Origin of the sequence: Pseudomonas sp. KNUC1026 (assembly GCF_021650705.1) — a bacterium.
GTDB lineage: Bacteria > Pseudomonadota > Gammaproteobacteria > Pseudomonadales > Pseudomonadaceae > Aquipseudomonas.
Genome location: NZ_CP087138.1, coordinates 2,430,225 through 2,446,891, shown reverse-complemented (window position 1 = coordinate 2,446,891; position 16,667 = coordinate 2,430,225). Strand labels below are relative to the sequence as shown.

The window sequence follows — 16,667 nt, the reverse complement described above, 5'->3', positions numbered from 1 at the left end:
AGAAAGCCATGCCTGTCGTTACCCTGGCCCACCATGCGGTACGTGTACTGAAGTCACCGGCCCCGTGGTTCGCGCTCGCGCTGGGCCTGAACGCGGCGGCTGCGCAGGCGGGCGATATGGCTTCCTGGCTTCCCGATACCGATGCCCGTGTGGTCGACCAGCGCCCGGCCCAGCCACAGGACCGCTTCTATCCCCTGGCCCCGCTGCGCAAGATCAGCGGGCAACTGCGTATGGAAGGGCGGCTTGACGCACACGGCGAGCTGGAGTCCCTGACTCAGGAATACCCGGCCGAGCGAACCCTGGTTGCGCTGTTCGAGCAAGCGCGTGGCGCGCTGCATGAGCCTGGCAGCCAGGTGGTGTTCTGGTGCCAGGGGCGCGACTGCGGCGAAAGCAGCCTATGGGCCAACGAAGTGTTCGGCAATGCGCGCCTGTTCGGTGCCGACGATCAGCAGGCGTTCATGTTGCAACGCCAGGATGCTCGAACCCTGGTGGCGCTTTACGGTGTGACACGCGGCAATCGCCGGGTCGCCTTGCACGTGGAACGGTTGGTGGCCGACAAGCCCTTGGGTGTGTTGTTGCCGACGCCTTCGACCCTGCTCAGGGAATTGCGCAGCAGCGGCCGCCTGGAGTTCGCAGACCTGATCGATGCGCCGCAGCCCGAATGGGTCGCGTTGATTGCGCGTGGCCTGAACCTGGACAGCACCCTGCGTGTCGGAGTCTGCGGCACGCATGCCCAGGCCTGGCAACAGGCGTTATATTCGCAAGGTGTGCGCCAGGGCCGGCTGAGCCTCTGTGATCAGGGCCAGGCGCTGTCGCTTGAACGGTTACGCTAAGGGCTCGTGAATGATCAACAATGACCGCCTGTTGGTGCAGTTGCTGCTGCTGGTGTTGCTGGGTGCGTGTGTGTGGGTGTTGTTGCCCTTCACGTCGGCGCTGCTCTGGGGCGCGATCCTGGCCTACGCCAGCTGGCCGCTGATGCGGCTGCTCACGCGCTTGCTGGGTGGCCGCGCCACGCTGGCCGCCGGAGTGCTCACCACCGGCTGGCTGCTGCTGGTGCTGCTGCCGCTGGTGTGGTTGGGCTTGAATGTCGTCGACCATGTTCGGGACGCCACGGTGTTCGTGCGGGATGTGCAGGTCGAGGGCTTGCCGGACGCGCCGGCATGGTTGGGCCAGGTGCCCTGGGTGGGCGAGCGCCTGGTCACCGGCTGGAACACCCTCGACCAGCAAGGCGCGGCAATGCTGCAATCACTCAAGCCCTACATGGGCCAGGTGGGCAACTGGTTGCTGGCGCGCAGTGCCCAGCTGGGCAGCGGCCTGCTGGAGCTGACGCTGAGCCTTGTGTTCGTGTTCTTCTTCTACCGCGATGGCCCGCGTGTCGAAGCCTTCGTGCTGAGCCTGCTGCAAAGATTGATCGGCGACCGCGCCCAGCACTATCTTGCGCTGGTTGCGGGCACCGTTCAGCGGGTGGTCAATGGTGTGATCGGCACTGCTGCGGCCCAGGCCGTATTGGCGCTGATCGGCTTTCTGATCGCAGGGGTGCCTGGCGCGCTGGTATTGGGCATCTTTACCTTCCTGCTCAGCCTGATCCCAATGGGGCCACCGTTGGCGTGGATTCCCGCCACAGGCTGGCTGTTCTGGCAGGGCCACTGGGGCATGGGCATATTCCTGGCGATCTGGGGCACCTTCGTGATCAGCGGCGTCGACAACATCCTCAAGCCTTACCTGATCAGCCGTGGCGGTGACCTGCCGCTGGTGATCGTGCTGCTTGGCGTATTCGGTGGCCTGCTGGCATTCGGTTTCATCGGGCTGTTCATCGGCCCGACACTGCTGGCGATTGCCTACAACCTGCTGACTGACTGGGCCAGAGGAAATGCCGCCCGCAAGGTGCCTTGAACCGCTTCAGCGTGGCAAATGCACCACGGCGGTGAGGCCGCCGCCGGGCGTCTCCTCCAACACCAGGCTGCCGCCCAGGCGCTGGGCAGCTTCGCGGGCGATGGTCATGCCCAGGCCGACCCCGCCGGAATTACGGTTGCGCGAGCCCTCCAGTCGATAGAACGGCTCAAAACGGTCTCGCGCAGGTCTGCGCGGATGCCGGGGCCATGATCGATGACCCGGATTGTCAGGTGCTCGCTGCTGTCGCTCAGGGTGATGGTGGTAGCGCCGCCGTAACGCAGGGCATTGTCCAGCAGGTTAGAGATACACGACCGCAATGCCATGGGCTGCGTGTAGAGCGGGGCGCAATGCCCTTGGGCCTGAGCCGGGCTGCCGTTGTCCTGAGCGTTTTCGCATAACGACTCCACCAACGCCTGAACGTCATACCGTTGCTGGGCTTCCTGGGTGCGCTGCTCGTGCAGGTAGGTCAGGGTTGCGTCGAGCATGCCGATCATGTCGTCCAGGTCCTGGCGCATCTGGTGTTGCAGCTTGCCATCGGGCATCTGTTCCAGGCGCAGCTTCAGGCGCGACAACGGTGTGCGCAGGTCATGGGAGACCGCTCCGAGCATTCGCGCGCGCTGTTGTACTTGCTGGCGAATGCGCTGTTGCATGCGGTTGAACGTCTGCGCTGCCCGGCGGGCTTCGCGTGGGCCGAGGTGTTCTTCCATCGGCGCGCTGTCGAGGTTTTCCGAAAGCCGCTCGGCGGCGTCGCTGAAACGCTGGATGGGCCGCGACAGGAAACGTGCGCCATACCAGGCAGCGATCACCAGCGTCACCAGCTGGAACAAAAACGGTACCAGCGGCCCACGCAGCGGCGAATGGGGCTCGCGACCTGACGGCGGCATCGGCCTGCCTTCAGCATCCAGCGGTGGGCCGAACCCCGGAGGAGGAGCCTGATCGACGCCATTGTGCTGCAGGGGAGGTGGCGGCGGCGGAGGCCCGAAGCCGTAGTGCTGGAACCAGAAGAAGGCCAGCACATGGGCCAGCACGATCGCCGCCAGGGACACCCCGAACAGCCGAGCGAAGAGGGTGTCGGCGGCACGCATCAGCCGATGTCCCGTGCGTCGAACAGGTAGCCTTCGCCGCGCACGGTTTTGATGAGGGCAGGAGATTTGGGGTCGTCGCCGAGCTTCTGCCGCAGGCGCGAGACCAGCAGGTCGATGCTGCGGTCGAAGGCCTCGATCGACCGCCCGCGGGCGGCATCGAGCAACTGCTCACGGCTCAGTACCCGGCGCGGCCGTTCGAGGAATACCCACAGCAGGCGAAACTCTGCGTTCGACAAGGGCACCACCAGGCCCTCGGCCGATACCAATTGGCGCAGCACGCTGTTCAGCCGCCAGTTGTCGAAACGCAGGTTGCCACGGGTTTCGCTTCGGTCATCACGCACTCGGCGCAGGATTGTCTGAATGCGCGCCACCAGCTCGCGGGGTTCGAACGGCTTGGCCATGTAGTCGTCCGCGCCGAGCTCCAGGCCGATGATACGGTCGGTGGGCTCGCAGCGAGCGGTCAGCATCAGGATTGGAATGTCGGACTCCGCACGCAGTTGGCGGCACAGGGCCAGGCCATCTTCGCCGGGCAGCATCAGGTCCAGAATCACCACATCGAAAGTGGCCTGCTGCATGGCTTCGCGCATGCCGCTGCCATCGCTGACGCCCTGGCCGTGAATGCCGAAGCGGGCGAGATAGTCGATCAGCAGCTCGCGGATCGGTACGTCGTCGTCCACGATCAGTGCACGGGTGTTCCAGCGTTTGTCTTCATCGGGAGCGTTAGGCGTGTCGAACGGCGCGGTCATGAGCATGCAATCGGTTCTCGGGCCCGCAGCGGGCGCTGCAGGCGGATGGAAAAAGCATAGGCTAGAGAACCGACGTGTTGGGGCGATTTCGACACTGTATCGGCCACGATACAAACTGGGCCGCAGTTTCAGGCTTTGGCGATGACATTGCCCGCGTGCAGCCCGCATTCCTTCTGCGTGGCCTCTTCCCACCACCAACGGCCCTCGCGCTCGTGCTGGCGTGGCAGCACCGGGCGAGTGCAGGGTTCGCAGCCGATGCTGATGAAGCCGCGTTCGTGCAGCGCGTTGTAGGGCAGTTCGAGCATGCGGATGTACATCCACACCTCTTCGCTGCTCATCTGCGCCAGCGGGTTGAATTTGTACAAGGGGCGCTCGGGCGTGGAGAAGGCGCCGTCGATTTCCACTGCTGCCACGTGGCTGCGGGTGCCGGGGCTCTGGTCACGACGCTGGCCGGTAGCCCAGGCACGCACAGTTGCGAGCTTTTTGCGCAGCGGGGCGATCTTGCGGATGCCGCAGCATTCGCCATGGCCGTCCTTGTAGAAGCTGAACAGGCCCTTTTCCCTGACCATCGCCTGCAGAGGCTCGGGCTCCGGTGACAACACCTCGATGGCGATGCCGTAATGCTCGCGCACCTGCTCGATGAAACGGTAGGTTTCCGGGTGCAGGCGGCCGGTGTCGAGGCTGAACACCTTGACCTGTTTGTTCAGTTTCAAGGCCATGTCCACCAGCACCACATCCTCGGCGCCGCTGAAGGAGAGCCACAGTTCATCGCCGAAATGCTCGAAAGCGAGCTTGAGGATGTCCTGCGGGGATTTGCTGGCGTAGGCCGCTGCGGTTTCAGCGACGTCGAAAGGGTGGCTCATCAGGCGGTTTCCTGTCTGCTTGGCGCTTTGGCGCTCGAATGCAACCGATGGTAACAAAAAAGCCTCACCCCAGGGCCTCCAGCAGCACCCGCACCTTGTAGTACGACTCCTCGTATTCCGCCTCCCAGGCTGAGTCGGCCACCACTGCGCCACCGCCCCAGCAATGAATCGCCTCACCTTTGATCAGCAGGCTGCGAATGGCGATGGAGCTGTCCATCTCGCCGCGTACATCCAGGTACAACAGCGAGCCGCAATAAAGGCTGCGGTGGGTGGGCTCGACCTCGTCGATCACCTGCATCGCACGGATTTTCGGGGCGCCTGTTATCGACCCCCCCGGAAAGCTGCCCGCCAGCAGGTCGAGCGCATCGCGGCCGGCCGCCAGGGTGCCAGTGATGCAACTGACCATGTGGTGCACGTTGGGGTAGGTTTCCAGCTCGAACAGCTCCGGCACGCACACGGTGCCGATCTCGCAGCTGCGGCCCAGATCGTTGCGCAGCAGGTCGACGATCATCAGGTTTTCCGCTCGGTCCTTGGGGCTCGCCAGCAGCTCGGCGGCGTGTGCAGCATCCTGCTCGGGCGTGGTGCCGCGCGGACGAGTGCCCTTGATCGGGCGGGTTTCCACCTCGCCTTCGTGCAGCTCGATGAAGCGCTCCGGCGAGTGGCTGAGCAGGCTGAAACCGCCGGGCAGTTGCATGAAAGCGGAAAACGGCACCGGGCAGGCCGAGCGCAGGCGCAGGTAAGCCGCCCAGGCATCGCCCTGGCAGCGCGCACTGAAGCGGCGGGTGAGGTTCACCTGGTAGCAGTCGCCGGCGTGGATATAGGCCTGCACGGCCTCGAATGCCTGGCGGTACTGCTCGGCACTGATGTCGCTTTCGAACGGCGCGCTTAGGCTGAATGCTTCGGCGCTTTGCGGCGCAGCGGCTTCGAACAGCGCGATCAGCCGCGCCCGCTCGTTCATGGGCAGGCTGGGGTGAAAGATCAACGTGCTCTGGCGTAACTGGTGATCGCTGGCCAAGGCCCAGGCGTACAGGCCCAGGCTGGCATCGGGCAGGCCGAGGTCGTCGAGGTTGGGCTCAGGCAAGCGTTCCAGGCGCCGGCCGAAATCGTAGGCCAGGTAGCCGATCAGGCCGCCAGCGAAGGGCCACTCACCCTCGAGATCGGCTGGCCCCAACGCCTGCAGTGCCGTGCGCAAGCGTGCCAGGAAACTCAGGCCCGGCTCGCCTTCCAGGGGTTGCAGGCAGGCATCGGGCCAGGCACTGAGCAGGTCGAAGCGGCCTCGGCTGGCCAGCGGGTGGGCGCTGTCGAGCAACACCGCGCCAGGGGCATGGCGGATGCGTGCGAAATAGCTGGCCGGGTCGGCCTGGTAGGGCAGGGCGTAAACAGAGCAGGCGGGCATGATGAGCTTTATGTGTCGACGTGGCCAAACAGGGACTGGACGAATGCTACCCGTTCTTCGGGGCTTTCGCTTTGGCCGTTTGCCTCCATTTGCGCCAGGTGCCGCTCGATGGCCTCGGTGCGGTGGCTCAACCCGCAGTCGTTGGCAATCTGGATGTTCAGCCCGGGCCGGGCGTTAAGCTCCAGGATCAGCGGGCCTTTGTCCTGGTCAAGCACCATGTCCACGCCGATGTAGCCCAGCTCGCACAATTCATAGCAGCGCGCTGCCAGGTGCATGAAACCATCCCAATAGGGCAGCTGGACGTTGTCCACCGCATGGGTGGTGTCGGGGTGCTTGTGGATGATGTTGTTCAGCCACGTGCCTTGCAGGGTGACGCCGGTGGCGAGGTCTACCCCACCCCGATGGCCCCCTGGTGCAGGTTGGCCTTGCCGCCGGACTGGCGCGTGGGCAGGCGCAGCATGGCCATCACCGGATACCCCTTGAGCACGATGATGCGGATGTCCGGCACGCCCTCGTAGCTGATGCTGCGAAAGATCGGGTCGGGCTTGACCCGATACTCGATCAGCGCGCGGTCGCGGTGCCCGCCCAGCGAGTAGAGGCCGGTGAGAATGCTGGAGATCTGGTGCTCGATGTCGGCGCGGCTGATCAGCCTGCCGGACACGGTGCGGTACTGGCCTTCGAAACGGTCGGCGATCACCAGGATGCCGTCGCCACCTGCGCCTTGCGCAGGCTTGATGACGAAATCGTCGTGGCCGCCGATGATCTCGTCCAGGTCACGGATCTGGCGCTCGGTGCTGATGATGCCGTAGAGGTCGGGCACATGAATGCCGGCAGCCAGCGCGCGTTGCTTGGTGAGGATCTTGTCGTCCACCAGCGGGTAGAGCCGGCGCGGGTTGTACTTGAGCACATAATCCGCGTTGCGCTGGTTGATGCCCATGATCCCGCGCGCCTTGAGGGCCTTCCAGGTTTTCAGGAAGCCGAGCATCAGAGCCCATCCTCACGGCGCGCCAGGAAAGCCTTGAAGCGGATCAGCTCGCTGAGGCGATAGCCACGGTAGCGCCCCATCGCCAGCATGAAGCCGACCAGGATCAGCAGCACGGCAGGGAAGGTGAAGACGAAGTAGATCATCTGCTGGATGTTCATCAGGATGTGCGCCAGCGACGCGGCGAACAGCGTGCCCACGGCCACCTTCATCGCATGCCCGCCGCCGCGCTCTTCCCAGGTGATGGACAGGCGCTCGATGGTCATGGTCAGGATCACCATGGGGAACAAGGCCACCGACAGGCCCCGGTCCAGGCCCAGCTTGTGGCTGAGCAGGCTGATGGCAGCGATCATCACCACCACGAAGGTCAGTACCACCGACAGGCGCGGGAGCATCTGCAGCTTCAGGTGTTCGAGGTAGGAACGCAGCGACAGGCCCAGTGCCGTGATCAGGCTGAACAGCACGATGCCGTACCCCAGCTGGGTTTCGCGAAAGGCAAGGGCGATCAGCACCGGCGTGAAGGTGCCGAGGGTTTGCAGCCCGATCAGGTTGCGCAGGATGAGGATCACCAGCACACCGATGGGGATCATCACCATGATCATGAAGGTTTGCTGCGTTTGCAGCGGCAGGCTGTAGAGCGAGTACTCGAGGAAGTCAGCGTCGGTGTTTTCGTCGGTGAGCTTGGCCAGCCGAATCGCGTTCATTTCGCTGTTGTTGAGGGTGAAGGTCACCTGAAGCTTCTTGCCGCCGTCGACGGTGATCAGGTTGTCGTCGCCGCTCCACCAGATCAGCCGGTCGCTGGGCAGGCCCTGTTCGCCGGTTTCGGGGTTGAAGTACAGCCAGTCGCTGCCATTGAAACTGCGCAGCCACAGTTCGGGCATCTGCGGGGTATCGGCCACCAGGCGCAGGGTGTGCACCCGCTCGACCGGCACGTGCGCCACCGACAGCAGCAGGTCGATCACACGTGCCTTGTGCACCGGCGAAGTATCACCGGCCAGCAGCAGCTTGACGTTGTCGTCCTTGAGGTTGTTGACGCGCTTGATGGTCTCGCTGATGAACGTCTCGACATCGGCCGAATGCTGCCGGATCGGTGCGAGCAGCGCGTCGGCGGCGATCTTCTCGGGGCCTTCGAGCGGTGCGCTGTCACGGAAGATCGGGCCTTTGACCGTGGCCTTGTCGCTGCTGTAGCGCTTGGTCAGCACCAGGCGGTAGTAAAGCGTCTGGTTGCCCGAGGCGCGCCGCGACGACCAGGTGACCTTGCGGTTGCCGTCTACCCGGTTGACGTTCACCCCGTAGTTGTTGGAGATGAAGCTCTCGTTGAGACTCACGTAGTCGCGGGTCAGGGGCGGCACGAACATCTGCACCTTCACCGGGGTTTTCGGGCTGGCGACGAACTCGACCTTGGCGTCGATGTTCCACAGATCGTCGGTTTCATCTTCGGTGACCGGGATGCCCAGGCCGAAGATCTGATAGCCGGTGATGCCCGCGCCCAGCAGCACCAGCAGCGTGATCAGGATCTTCAAATGCAGGTTCGACGAACGCATGGGTCACTCGGCTCGGGCAGGCAGGTTGGCGCAGGCAGGCTTGCCGGCGCTGTATTTCAGGCTGGGGTCGACCACGGCGTTGAAGCGTTTCAGCGCCTCGGAGCCGATCAACAGAGGGTATTGGAATGCGCTGCGGTCGGTGAGGTTCACTTCCAGGGTGCGCAAGGTGGTGCCCAGGCACACATTCAGCTCGACCACCGGGCGCGCGGTGTAGGCATCGCCTGCACCGGCGTCGTAGTCGCCGGCGCGGCGCTTGATGCGGCTGACCCGTGCGAGCGGGCGTTCGATGGGGTGATCGTGGGCGTTATCGATCGCCAGGTAGAAGCGAACCCAGGGCTGGCCATCACGCTTGAAGCGCTTGATGTCACGGGCACTGAGTGAGGCGGTGACGGCGCCGGTGTCGAGTTTGGCGGCGACTTCGAGGTCGATGTCGAGGCGGGCGTATTCGTTGAGGCCGTAGACCGTCTTGCCCTCGGCGCTGGCCAGTTGCGGCAGCAGGAGCAGGCCGAGTACGGCGCAAAGCTTGGCGTGTGTCATGAATCCTTGACTTGGCAGTGGCGTGGGCAGTGGCCCCAATGGCGCGGGATTCTAGCACGAAGGTCTCGGGGCGCCAGTGAACCGCCCGTGAGGGCGGTTTCCGGATGTATCAAAGCAAGCAAACCAGGCGCCCCACTTGGGGTATCAGCCCTCGAGCGCCGCGAGCCTTGCTTCGAGCGCCGCCACGCGGGCTTCCAGTGCTTCCAGCCGGTCGCCATCGGCGCCAGCGGGGCGTTCGCTGCCGCGTGCGGCCATGATCGCTTCAGCGTCGGCCAGGTCGCCCAGCGCATGGGTGTAGCGATCTTCGCGCTGGCCAGGGCGGCGCTCGATCAAGACGGCCAATTCGCGCCCGATCAGGCGCTCCAGTTGATGGACCACCTGCTCGCTGTCATCGAACGGGTGCAGGCGCAGGCTGCGGGTAAGCAGTTCGTTCGGCGTTTGCGGGCCTCGCAGGAACAACAGGCCCAGCAGCGTCAACTGCGGGGGTGTCAGCTCCAGGGCTTTATCCAGCCGGTGCTCCCAGCGGTCCGCGCGGCTGCCCATCACCAGGTGCGCCATGCCTTGGTGTTCCAGCTGGCGCAGGCTGTGGCCGACTTCTCCCGGGGACAGTTGGGTGACAGGCTCGCGGCTGGTCTTCTGATTGCACGCCAGCACCAGCGCGTTGAGCGTCAGTGGGTAGGTTTCGGCGCTGGTGGCCTGTTTTTCGATCAGCGAGCCGAGCACGCGCAGTTCGGTGGTGCTCAGGCGGGGGGCGGTTTCGGTCATGGGCGGGCTACCGGCAGGTCGAGGTGGCGATAGCTTAGGCGGCCCGCTGCCGACTGGGAAGCGCGCTCACGGTGCGGTGTGATGGAACAGGTCGCGCCGGGCGCCTTCGCTCAGCGCGACAATCGCCGGGTGGTGGGTACGCCGCTCCACTGAAATGGCATGGAACGACTCGCTGACCGCATCCGTCTGGCCAATGCATTGCACGCCATATTGCCGGCTCACCTCCTCGGCGATGGCGCTGGGCGCAACGAACACGCCCGCACCCGATTGGCCGAAAGCCTGCATCAAGGCGCTGTCGTCGAATTCGCCGACGACGCGTGGCTGTACCTGCTGTTCGTCGAACCAGCGCAGCAAGCGCTTGTGCACCACGCTGTCAGCGCCGGGAATCAGCACGGGCTGGCCTGTCAGGCAGGCCGGAAACGGCCCCTCCAGGGCTGCCGCCAATGCGGGCGCTGCGAAAAAGCCGATGCCGCACTCTCCAAGCTTGTGGCTGATGCCTTTGATGTCGAGGTGCGACGGCATGGGGCTGTCGGAAATCACCAGGTCCAGGCGCTGGATCGCCAGGTCCGCCAGCAGGCGTTCGAGCTTGTCTTCGCGGCAGGTGATGCGCAGCGGCTCGGCCAGCGCCATGGTGGGCTCGAGGAGGCGGTAGACGATGGACTTGGGCACCACATCGGCCACTCCGACCCGAAATAGCACCGGTTGCTCCGCCGGCTGATGGCGCAGCAGGGCTTCAAGCTCTGCCCCAGTCTGGAAAATCCGCTCCGCGTAGGGCAGGGCCCGCCGTCCGGCTTCAGTCAGCTCCAGTTGCCGGCCGGCCTTGCGAAAAAGTGCTACGCCCAGGTGTGCCTCCAGCAAACTCAATTGCCCGCTGATGGTCTGTGGAGTGAGGTTGAGCTGTTCGCTCGCGCGGGCGATGCTGCCAGTGCGGGCCACGCTCCAGAAATAGTGCAGTTGGCGGTAATTGAGCATGATGTCGATTGTTCGGGATTAACGAAGTGTTCAGCATGAAAATACGAATTTTCGAGAAGTATAAGCTTGCCTAGAATCCCTTGCCATCACCTCAATATCAGGGTCACACCATGGAATACCTGTTGGAACTCGCTGCCAGCCCCGCCGCCTGGGCTGCGTTGGCCACGCTCATCGCAATGGAAGTAGTGCTGGGCATCGATAACCTGATCTTCATCTCGATCCTCACCAACAAGCTGCCGGTGCAGTTCCGCACCAAGGCGCGCCGTATCGGCATCAGCATGGCGTTGATCCTGCGCCTTGGCTTGTTGAGCACGGTCGCGTTCATCGTGACGCTCACTGAGCCGGTGTTCGAGGTGATGGGGCAGGCGTTCTCCTGGAAAGACATGATCCTGATCGCCGGTGGCCTCTTCCTGGTGTGGAAGGCCACCACCGAGATTCACCACAGCGTCGACCCGGCCGAAAAGGAAGAGCAGAGCGTCAGCAACAAAGTGGCCATCGGTTTCGCTGCGGCTATAGGCCAGATCCTGCTGCTTGACCTGGTGTTCTCGATCGACAGTATCGTCACGGCGGTTGGCATGACACAGCACCTGCCGATCATGATCATTGCGGTCATCGTTGCCGTGCTGGTGATGCTGCTGGCCTCCGAGCCGCTGGCCAGGTTCATCAACGATAACCCGACGGTCGTAATGCTCGCGCTGGGTTTTCTGATCATGATCGGCATGACACTGATCGCCGAAGGCTTCGGTGCTCATGTGCCCAAGGGCTACATCTACACGGCCATGGCATTCTCGGCCGCGATCGAGTGCCTCAACATCTGGTCCCGCAAGGCGCGCCTCAAGCGTGAGGCGAAAGCAGGCTGATCAATGTGCCCCGGCCGCCCTGGCCGGGGCTCTCGCCTTGTGCGCCGCCGCAACGCGCGGTGCCGCAGGGCGGTGGTGGCGTCGGGCGATGCGCAGCACGCCCCACAACATGGCCGCCGCAACCAGGAACCAGCCGCCAACCATCAAAGCAATCGCCACTGTAAGGTTCATCTCTAACCTCCTCAACAAACGCAGGCGTTTGTGATACTGAACAGCATAGCCCTCCAATTGTTTCACGCGCTTGACGGGCGGTGCGTTTCACGCGGCCTGTATTTCGGCGCCTGGCCTGCCTATCATCGTCGGCGACACGGGCACTGATGCCCGCCCAGCACACGAGATCCGTAATGCCGTTGAACCTCGTTCGCCGCTTCCCCCGCACCTGCCTGGCCCTGGGCCTGGCGCTTTCGCTGACTGCCTGCAGCAGCAAGCCCCCACGCCTGATACCGCCGGCGCCCATTGCGGGCCTGCCAGACAAGGTCGAGCTGGGCGGGGTGCCGTTCTTTCGCAGTGTGCAACCGCCGGGCGCCGAGGAAGCGCTCGCCGCTGCCCTGCGCCAGCAGAACATCGCCGTGACCCCAGGCATGGTCGAGCCTGCGCTGGGCCACCCAGCCAGCCCGGCACGGATGAACGACGCCATGGCCAACGCTGCGCGCCAGTACGGGCTGCTGGTCTATCCGCTCGAGCCCAGGCTCGAGGCGCTGATGTTTCAGGTGGCCGCCGGCTACCCGGTGCTGGTGGCCTATCGGCCAGGCCCGATGCTTATGGGCGAGGCGCGCTATGCGCTGCTGGTCGGCTTCGACCGTTTTCACAAGGAAGTGGTGTTGCGGGCAGGGCAGCAACGGCGGCTACGCCTGGACATGAGCGACTTCAACTCGGCCTGGGGCCGCGAGGGAAACTGGGCGGTGTTGCTGCAGAAACCTTCCCAGTTGCCGGCCAGAGTAGATGTACAGCGCTGGCGTGATGCCGCCGCGCAACTGGGCCAGGCCGGGCAGGAACAAGCCGCGGCCAAGGCCCTTGAGGCATTGAAACAGCGTTAAACGCCGAGCTTGTCGCGCAGGCTGTAATACCAGGCGCCCAGTGCGGTAAGCGGGGCGCCCAGCGCACGGCCGCCCGGGAACGGGTAGTGGGGGAGGTTGGCGAAGGCGTCGAAGCGCTCAGCCTGGCCGCGCAGGGCTTCGGCGATGATCTTGCCCGCAAGGTGGGTGTAGGTGACGCCGTGGCCGCTGCAGCCCTGGGAGTAATACACCGTATCGCCCAGGCGGCCGACCTGCGGCAGGCGCGACAGCGTTAGCAGGAAGTTGCCGGTCCAGGCGTAGTCGATCTTCACCTGTTTGAGCTGCGGAAATACCTTGAGCAGCTTGGGGCGGATGATCGATTCGATGTTGGCCGGGTCACGTGCGCCGTAGACCACGCCGCCACCGAAGATCAGCCGCTTGTCGGCGGAAAGCCGGTAGTAGTCGAGCAGGTAATTGCAGTCCTCGACGCAGTAGTCTTGCGGTAGCAGGCTGGCGGCGAGCTCATCGCTCAGCGGTTCGGTAGCGATCACCTGGGTGCCGCAAGGCATCGACTTGGCGGCAAGCTCCGGTATCAGGATTGCCCAGATAGGCATTGCCCGCCACGATCACGAACTTGGCCCTCACCTTGCCCTCGGCGGTGTGCACCACTGGGTTGGCACCACGGTCGATACGCGTGGCCCCGCTTTGTTCGAATATGCGCCCGCCCAGGGATTCGACCGCAGCAGCCTCGCCCAGCGCCAGGTTCAGCGGGTGGATGTGGCCGCCGCTCATGTCGAGCAGCCCGCCTACGTACTGGTCGGTGCCGGCCACTTCGCGGATACGGCGCTGGTCGAGCAGTTCCAGCTGCTGGTTGCCGTAGCGTTCCCACAAGCGTTTTTGCGCCTCCAGGTGGCCCATCTGCTTGGCACTCAGCGCGGCGAACACGCCACCATCCTTGAGATCGCAGGCAATGTTGTAGCGCTCGACGCGCTCGCGGATGATGCGGCCGCCTTCAAAGGCCATTTCGCCGAACAGGCGGGCCTCACGCTGGCCGACGCTGCGTTCTATCACGTCGATGTCGCGGCTGTAGCTGTTGACGATCTGGCCGCCGTTGCGGCCCGAGGCGCCGAAGCCCACCCGGGCAGCTTCCAGCACCACCACCGAAAAGCCTTGTTCGAGCAGGAACAGCGCGCTGGAAAGGCCGGTATAGCCTGCGCCGATCACACATACATCGGCCTGGATATCCTCACGCAGCGCAGGGCGTGCCGGCGCGGGGTTGGCGGACGCGGCGTAATACGAAGGTGGGTAAGCGATGTTCGCCATCCTGCGACCTCTGTTTAATATTATTGACGATTGCGCGGATCCTACCTGAGTTTCTGAAACACTGCCAGCCCCCGCCAGCGTGGCGCGCCAGGCCAGAAGCGGTGCAAATAAACCGCCATTTCAGTTACTTAGGGAAAAAAACGTTGACACTGCAGCGCCGATCCGTAGAATGCCGACCCACAGCAGGCACATAGCTCAGTTGGTTAGAGCACCACCTTGACATGGTGGGGGTCGTTGGTTCGAGTCCAATTGTGCCTACCAGACACGACGAAAGAGGCGATCCGCAAGGGTCGCCTTTTTCGTTTGCGCAGCATTCAGGGTTTGGCCGGGCGGGTATCGTCCGGCGCAGCCGGCGGGGGTGCGGGCGGCCTGGGCTCCGTGCCCTGTTCCAGCGGTTTGAGGTCAAGCGCACCACCTGCGTCGCCGGGCCGCTCCTGGGCCCTGGGTGGGGTTGTCGCGGGCTCGCTGCCGCTACCCGGCAAGGCCGGCTCGCTGGGCAGCGCTGGGGGCTCCGGGCTCACCGGCGCGGTGTCGGCCAGCGCGGGGCTGGCCGGCAACAGCAGCAAGGTGGCCAGCGCCGCGCCACGGGCAGTGGCAATCAACGTCATGGTCATGGCTTACACCTCTTGGGCTGGGTTGCTTGAGGTTTAGGCCTTGCCTTGACTGCGCAGTGCGCAGGCGCTGACTAACGGTCGAGGGTACGCATGGCCTCGACGCCGTAGCGTTCGCCTGCGGCGGCGCCGGTTACCGGGAAGATCGCATCCAGCTGGCCGCGCTCGGCAGCACTCAACTGGATCGCCAGCGCGCCGAGGTTCGCTTCGAGGTTTTCCACACGAGTGGTGCCGGGGATCGGGACGATGTCGTCGCCCTGGCCCAGCACCCAGGCCAGCGCCAGTTGTGCAGCACTCACACCGCGCGCAGCGGCCAATGCCTCCACTTGCTCCACCAGCGCCAGGTTGCGCGTGAAGTTCTCGCCCTGGAAGCGCGGGCTGTGGCGGCGGTAGTCGTCGGCCGCGAAGTCCTCGGGGCTGTGGAAGCGCCCGCTCAAAAAGCCTCGGCCCAATGGGCTGTAGGGCACGAAGGCGATACCCAAGCGTCTGCACGTGGCCAGCACGCCATCCTGCTCAGGCTCGCGCGACCACAGCGAGTACTCGCTTTGCACCGCTGCCAGCGGATGCGTGGCGTGAGCGCGCTCGATCGTGCTGGCGCGCGCTTCGCAGATGCCCAGGTGGCCCAGCTTGCCTTCACGCACCAGCTCGGCCAGCGCGCCGAAGGTTTCCTCGACCGGGACGTTGGGGTCTACGCGGTGCTGGTAATACAGGTCGATGCGTTCCACGCCCAGGCGTTGCAAGCTGCCTTCGAGCGACTGCCGCACGTAGTCGGGGCGCCCGTTCACACCGCGGGCGTGCGGGTCTTCGGTGCGTACGATGCCGAACTTGCTGGCGATGAACACCTGCTCGCGGCGGCCCTTGAGCCAGCGGCCGAGCAATTGCTCGTTGCTGTAGGGGCCGTACATGTCGGCGGTGTCGAACAAGGTGACGCCCAGCTCCAGTGCGCGGTCCAGGGTGGCCACGGCGCTGTTGTCGTCACCGCTACGGCTGTAGAAGTCCGACATGCCCATGCAGCCCAGGCCCAATGCGGAAACGCGGGGGCCGTTATGGCCGAGTGTGCGAGTGTGCATTCAAAGATCCTCAGAGAGAGTGGAAGTGAGTTCAGTCTGATCTTGATGCGCTGCTGGATAAACCTGGCCTTTATGGTTTAACTGTTCGCCTTTTCTGAATAATGAGGGGCTAGATATGGACCGGCTGCATGCGATGCAGGTGTTCTGCCGCATTGTCGAATGCGGCGGCTTCGGCAAGGCCGCCGACGACCTGCAACTGCCTCGCGCCAGCGTCAGCCTGGCTATTCAGCAACTCGAGGCGCACCTGAAGGTTCAGCTGTTGCAGCGCACCACCCGGCGGGTGAGGGTGACCGAAGACGGCGCGCAGTATTATCAGCGCTGCCGGCAACTGCTGGCCGACCTCGACGACCTGGAAAACCGCCTGGGCAGCGGCCCGCGGGGTACATTACGAGTAGACATGCCCAGCGCCTTCGGCTGCTACTGGATCATCCCGAAGCTGCCCGATTTCTACCGGCGCTACCCGCACTTGCGCCTTGAGCTGGGCTTCAACGACCGCCAGGTGCACCTGCAGCGCGACGGTGTCGACTGCGCATTGCGCGCCGGAGAGGTGAAGGACCCGATGCTGGCGGCCAAGCCGCTTGTAAAAGTGCGCCAGGTCACCTGTGCCAGCCCGGCCTACCTTGCGCGCCATGGAGTGCCCGGCTCGCCGGCTGACTTGAATGGCGGCCACCAGATGGTGCGTTTCGCCGCGAGCGACGGGCGTGATTTCCCCTTGGAGTTCGAGGGTGTCGAGCAGCCGGTCAGGCTGCCGGGCCTGCTCAGCGTCGACAGCGCCGATGCCTACGTAAAAGCCGCGCAGGCGGGCTTCGGGCTGATTCAGGTGCCGCGTTACAACGCAGGTGCGGCGCTGGCCGATGGGAGCCTGGTGCCAGTGCTGGAGCGATACCCGGCGCCGGACTGGCCGCTGGCGCTGGTGTACCCGCCTCACCGGCAGGGGTCGCCCCGGCTGCGTGCGTTCATCGATTGGGCCACGCAGTGCCTGCGTGAGCAGGCGGCGGATACAGGGTTGTTGATTGCGCTCTAGC

Annotated in this window: 14 protein-coding genes, 1 tRNA gene and 3 pseudogenes; 6 read left to right on the top strand and 12 right to left on the bottom strand. The window is 64.6% G+C overall.

All coding sequences use genetic code 11. The annotated features are described in order from the left end of the window. The first annotated feature begins 8 nt into the window (after positions 1–8). Both LN139_RS11290 and LN139_RS11285 read left to right on the top strand, forming a co-directional pair. Positions 9–833 (top strand): DUF4892 domain-containing protein, encoded by an 825-nt coding sequence (locus LN139_RS11290; protein ID WP_236359951.1) that lies wholly within the window; start codon positions 9–11, stop codon positions 831–833. Between the two features lie 10 nt (positions 834–843). After that, positions 844–1,893: an AI-2E family transporter gene (locus LN139_RS11285; RefSeq protein ID WP_236359949.1), complete on the top strand. Its 1,050-nt coding sequence runs from the start codon at positions 844–846 to the stop codon at positions 1,891–1,893. 6 nt (positions 1,894–1,899) lie between these two features. Here LN139_RS11285 and LN139_RS11280 read toward each other — a convergent pair. From LN139_RS11280 to nhaR, 9 genes and pseudogenes are all read right to left on the bottom strand, one after another. Next, positions 1,900–2,978 (bottom strand): annotated as a pseudogene (locus LN139_RS11280) (ATP-binding protein). Then, positions 2,978–3,730 (bottom strand): response regulator, encoded by a 753-nt coding sequence (locus LN139_RS11275; RefSeq protein WP_236359947.1) that lies wholly within the window; start codon positions 3,728–3,730, stop codon positions 2,978–2,980. Before LN139_RS11275 ends, LN139_RS11280 begins: the two are co-directional and overlap by 1 nt. A 122-nt stretch (positions 3,731–3,852) precedes the next feature. Beyond that, positions 3,853–4,587 (bottom strand): phosphoadenylyl-sulfate reductase, encoded by a 735-nt coding sequence (locus LN139_RS11270; RefSeq protein WP_236359945.1) that lies wholly within the window; start codon positions 4,585–4,587, stop codon positions 3,853–3,855. 64 nt (positions 4,588–4,651) lie between these two features. Further along, positions 4,652–5,983, bottom strand: a complete 1,332-nt coding sequence (pabB, locus tag LN139_RS11265) for an aminodeoxychorismate synthase component I (protein WP_236359943.1) — start codon at positions 5,981–5,983, stop codon at positions 4,652–4,654. 8 nt (positions 5,984–5,991) lie between these two features. After that, a pseudogene (locus LN139_RS11260) lies at positions 5,992–6,968 on the bottom strand (alpha-L-glutamate ligase-like protein). Beyond that, positions 6,968–8,509 (bottom strand): osmotic stress tolerance membrane protein RloB, encoded by a 1,542-nt coding sequence (gene rloB / locus LN139_RS11255; RefSeq protein WP_236359942.1) that lies wholly within the window; start codon positions 8,507–8,509, stop codon positions 6,968–6,970. The pseudogene LN139_RS11260 and the gene rloB overlap by 1 nt, the downstream one beginning before the upstream one ends. Before the next feature lie 3 nt (positions 8,510–8,512). Continuing rightward, entirely contained in the window at positions 8,513–9,046 is a 534-nt protein-coding gene (gene rloA, locus LN139_RS11250) for a retropepsin-like aspartic peptidase RloA (RefSeq protein ID WP_236359941.1), read from the bottom strand. Positions 9,047–9,190: 144 nt separating this feature from the next. Beyond that, positions 9,191–9,811 carry a YceH family protein gene (locus tag LN139_RS11245; protein ID WP_236359940.1) on the bottom strand — a complete coding sequence of 207 codons (621 nt, stop codon included), beginning with the start codon at positions 9,809–9,811 and terminating at the stop codon, positions 9,191–9,193. Positions 9,812–9,877: 66 nt separating this feature from the next. After that, complete coding sequence (gene nhaR / locus LN139_RS11240; protein ID WP_236359939.1) at positions 9,878–10,783, bottom strand: transcriptional activator NhaR; 906 nt, start codon at positions 10,781–10,783, stop codon at positions 9,878–9,880. 110 nt (positions 10,784–10,893) lie between these two features. On the opposite strand from nhaR, the gene LN139_RS11235 reads away from it, so the two are divergent. Then, positions 10,894–11,643 (top strand): TerC family protein, encoded by a 750-nt coding sequence (locus tag LN139_RS11235; RefSeq protein ID WP_236359938.1) that lies wholly within the window; start codon positions 10,894–10,896, stop codon positions 11,641–11,643. Between the two features lie 344 nt (positions 11,644–11,987). Next, positions 11,988–12,680, top strand: coding sequence for a peptidase C39 family protein (locus LN139_RS11230; protein ID WP_236359937.1), 693 nt, complete (start codon positions 11,988–11,990; stop codon positions 12,678–12,680). Here LN139_RS11230 and LN139_RS11225 read toward each other — a convergent pair. Beyond that, positions 12,677–13,961: pseudogene (locus LN139_RS11225) on the bottom strand (NAD(P)/FAD-dependent oxidoreductase). The gene LN139_RS11230 and the pseudogene LN139_RS11225 sit on opposite strands and share 4 nt — an antisense overlap. 184 nt (positions 13,962–14,145) lie before the next feature. Between LN139_RS11225 and LN139_RS11220 the strand changes: the two are divergent. Continuing rightward, positions 14,146–14,222, top strand: a tRNA-Val gene (locus LN139_RS11220). A 53-nt stretch (positions 14,223–14,275) separates the two neighbouring features. Here LN139_RS11220 and LN139_RS11215 read toward each other — a convergent pair. Both LN139_RS11215 and LN139_RS11210 read right to left on the bottom strand, forming a co-directional pair. Continuing rightward, positions 14,276–14,575 (bottom strand): hypothetical protein, encoded by a 300-nt coding sequence (locus LN139_RS11215; RefSeq protein WP_236359936.1) that lies wholly within the window; start codon positions 14,573–14,575, stop codon positions 14,276–14,278. Positions 14,576–14,646: 71 nt separating this feature from the next. Beyond that, the gene (locus LN139_RS11210; RefSeq protein ID WP_236359935.1) at positions 14,647–15,642 is read right to left on the bottom strand and encodes an aldo/keto reductase; all 996 of its coding nucleotides are present in this window, start codon (positions 15,640–15,642) and stop codon (positions 14,647–14,649) included. A 115-nt stretch (positions 15,643–15,757) separates the two neighbouring features. Between LN139_RS11210 and LN139_RS11205 the strand changes: the two genes are divergently transcribed. Next, a complete protein-coding gene (locus LN139_RS11205; RefSeq protein ID WP_236359934.1) occupies positions 15,758–16,666 on the top strand; it encodes a LysR family transcriptional regulator in 909 nt (302 codons plus the stop codon). Position 16,667 lies beyond the last annotated feature (1 nt).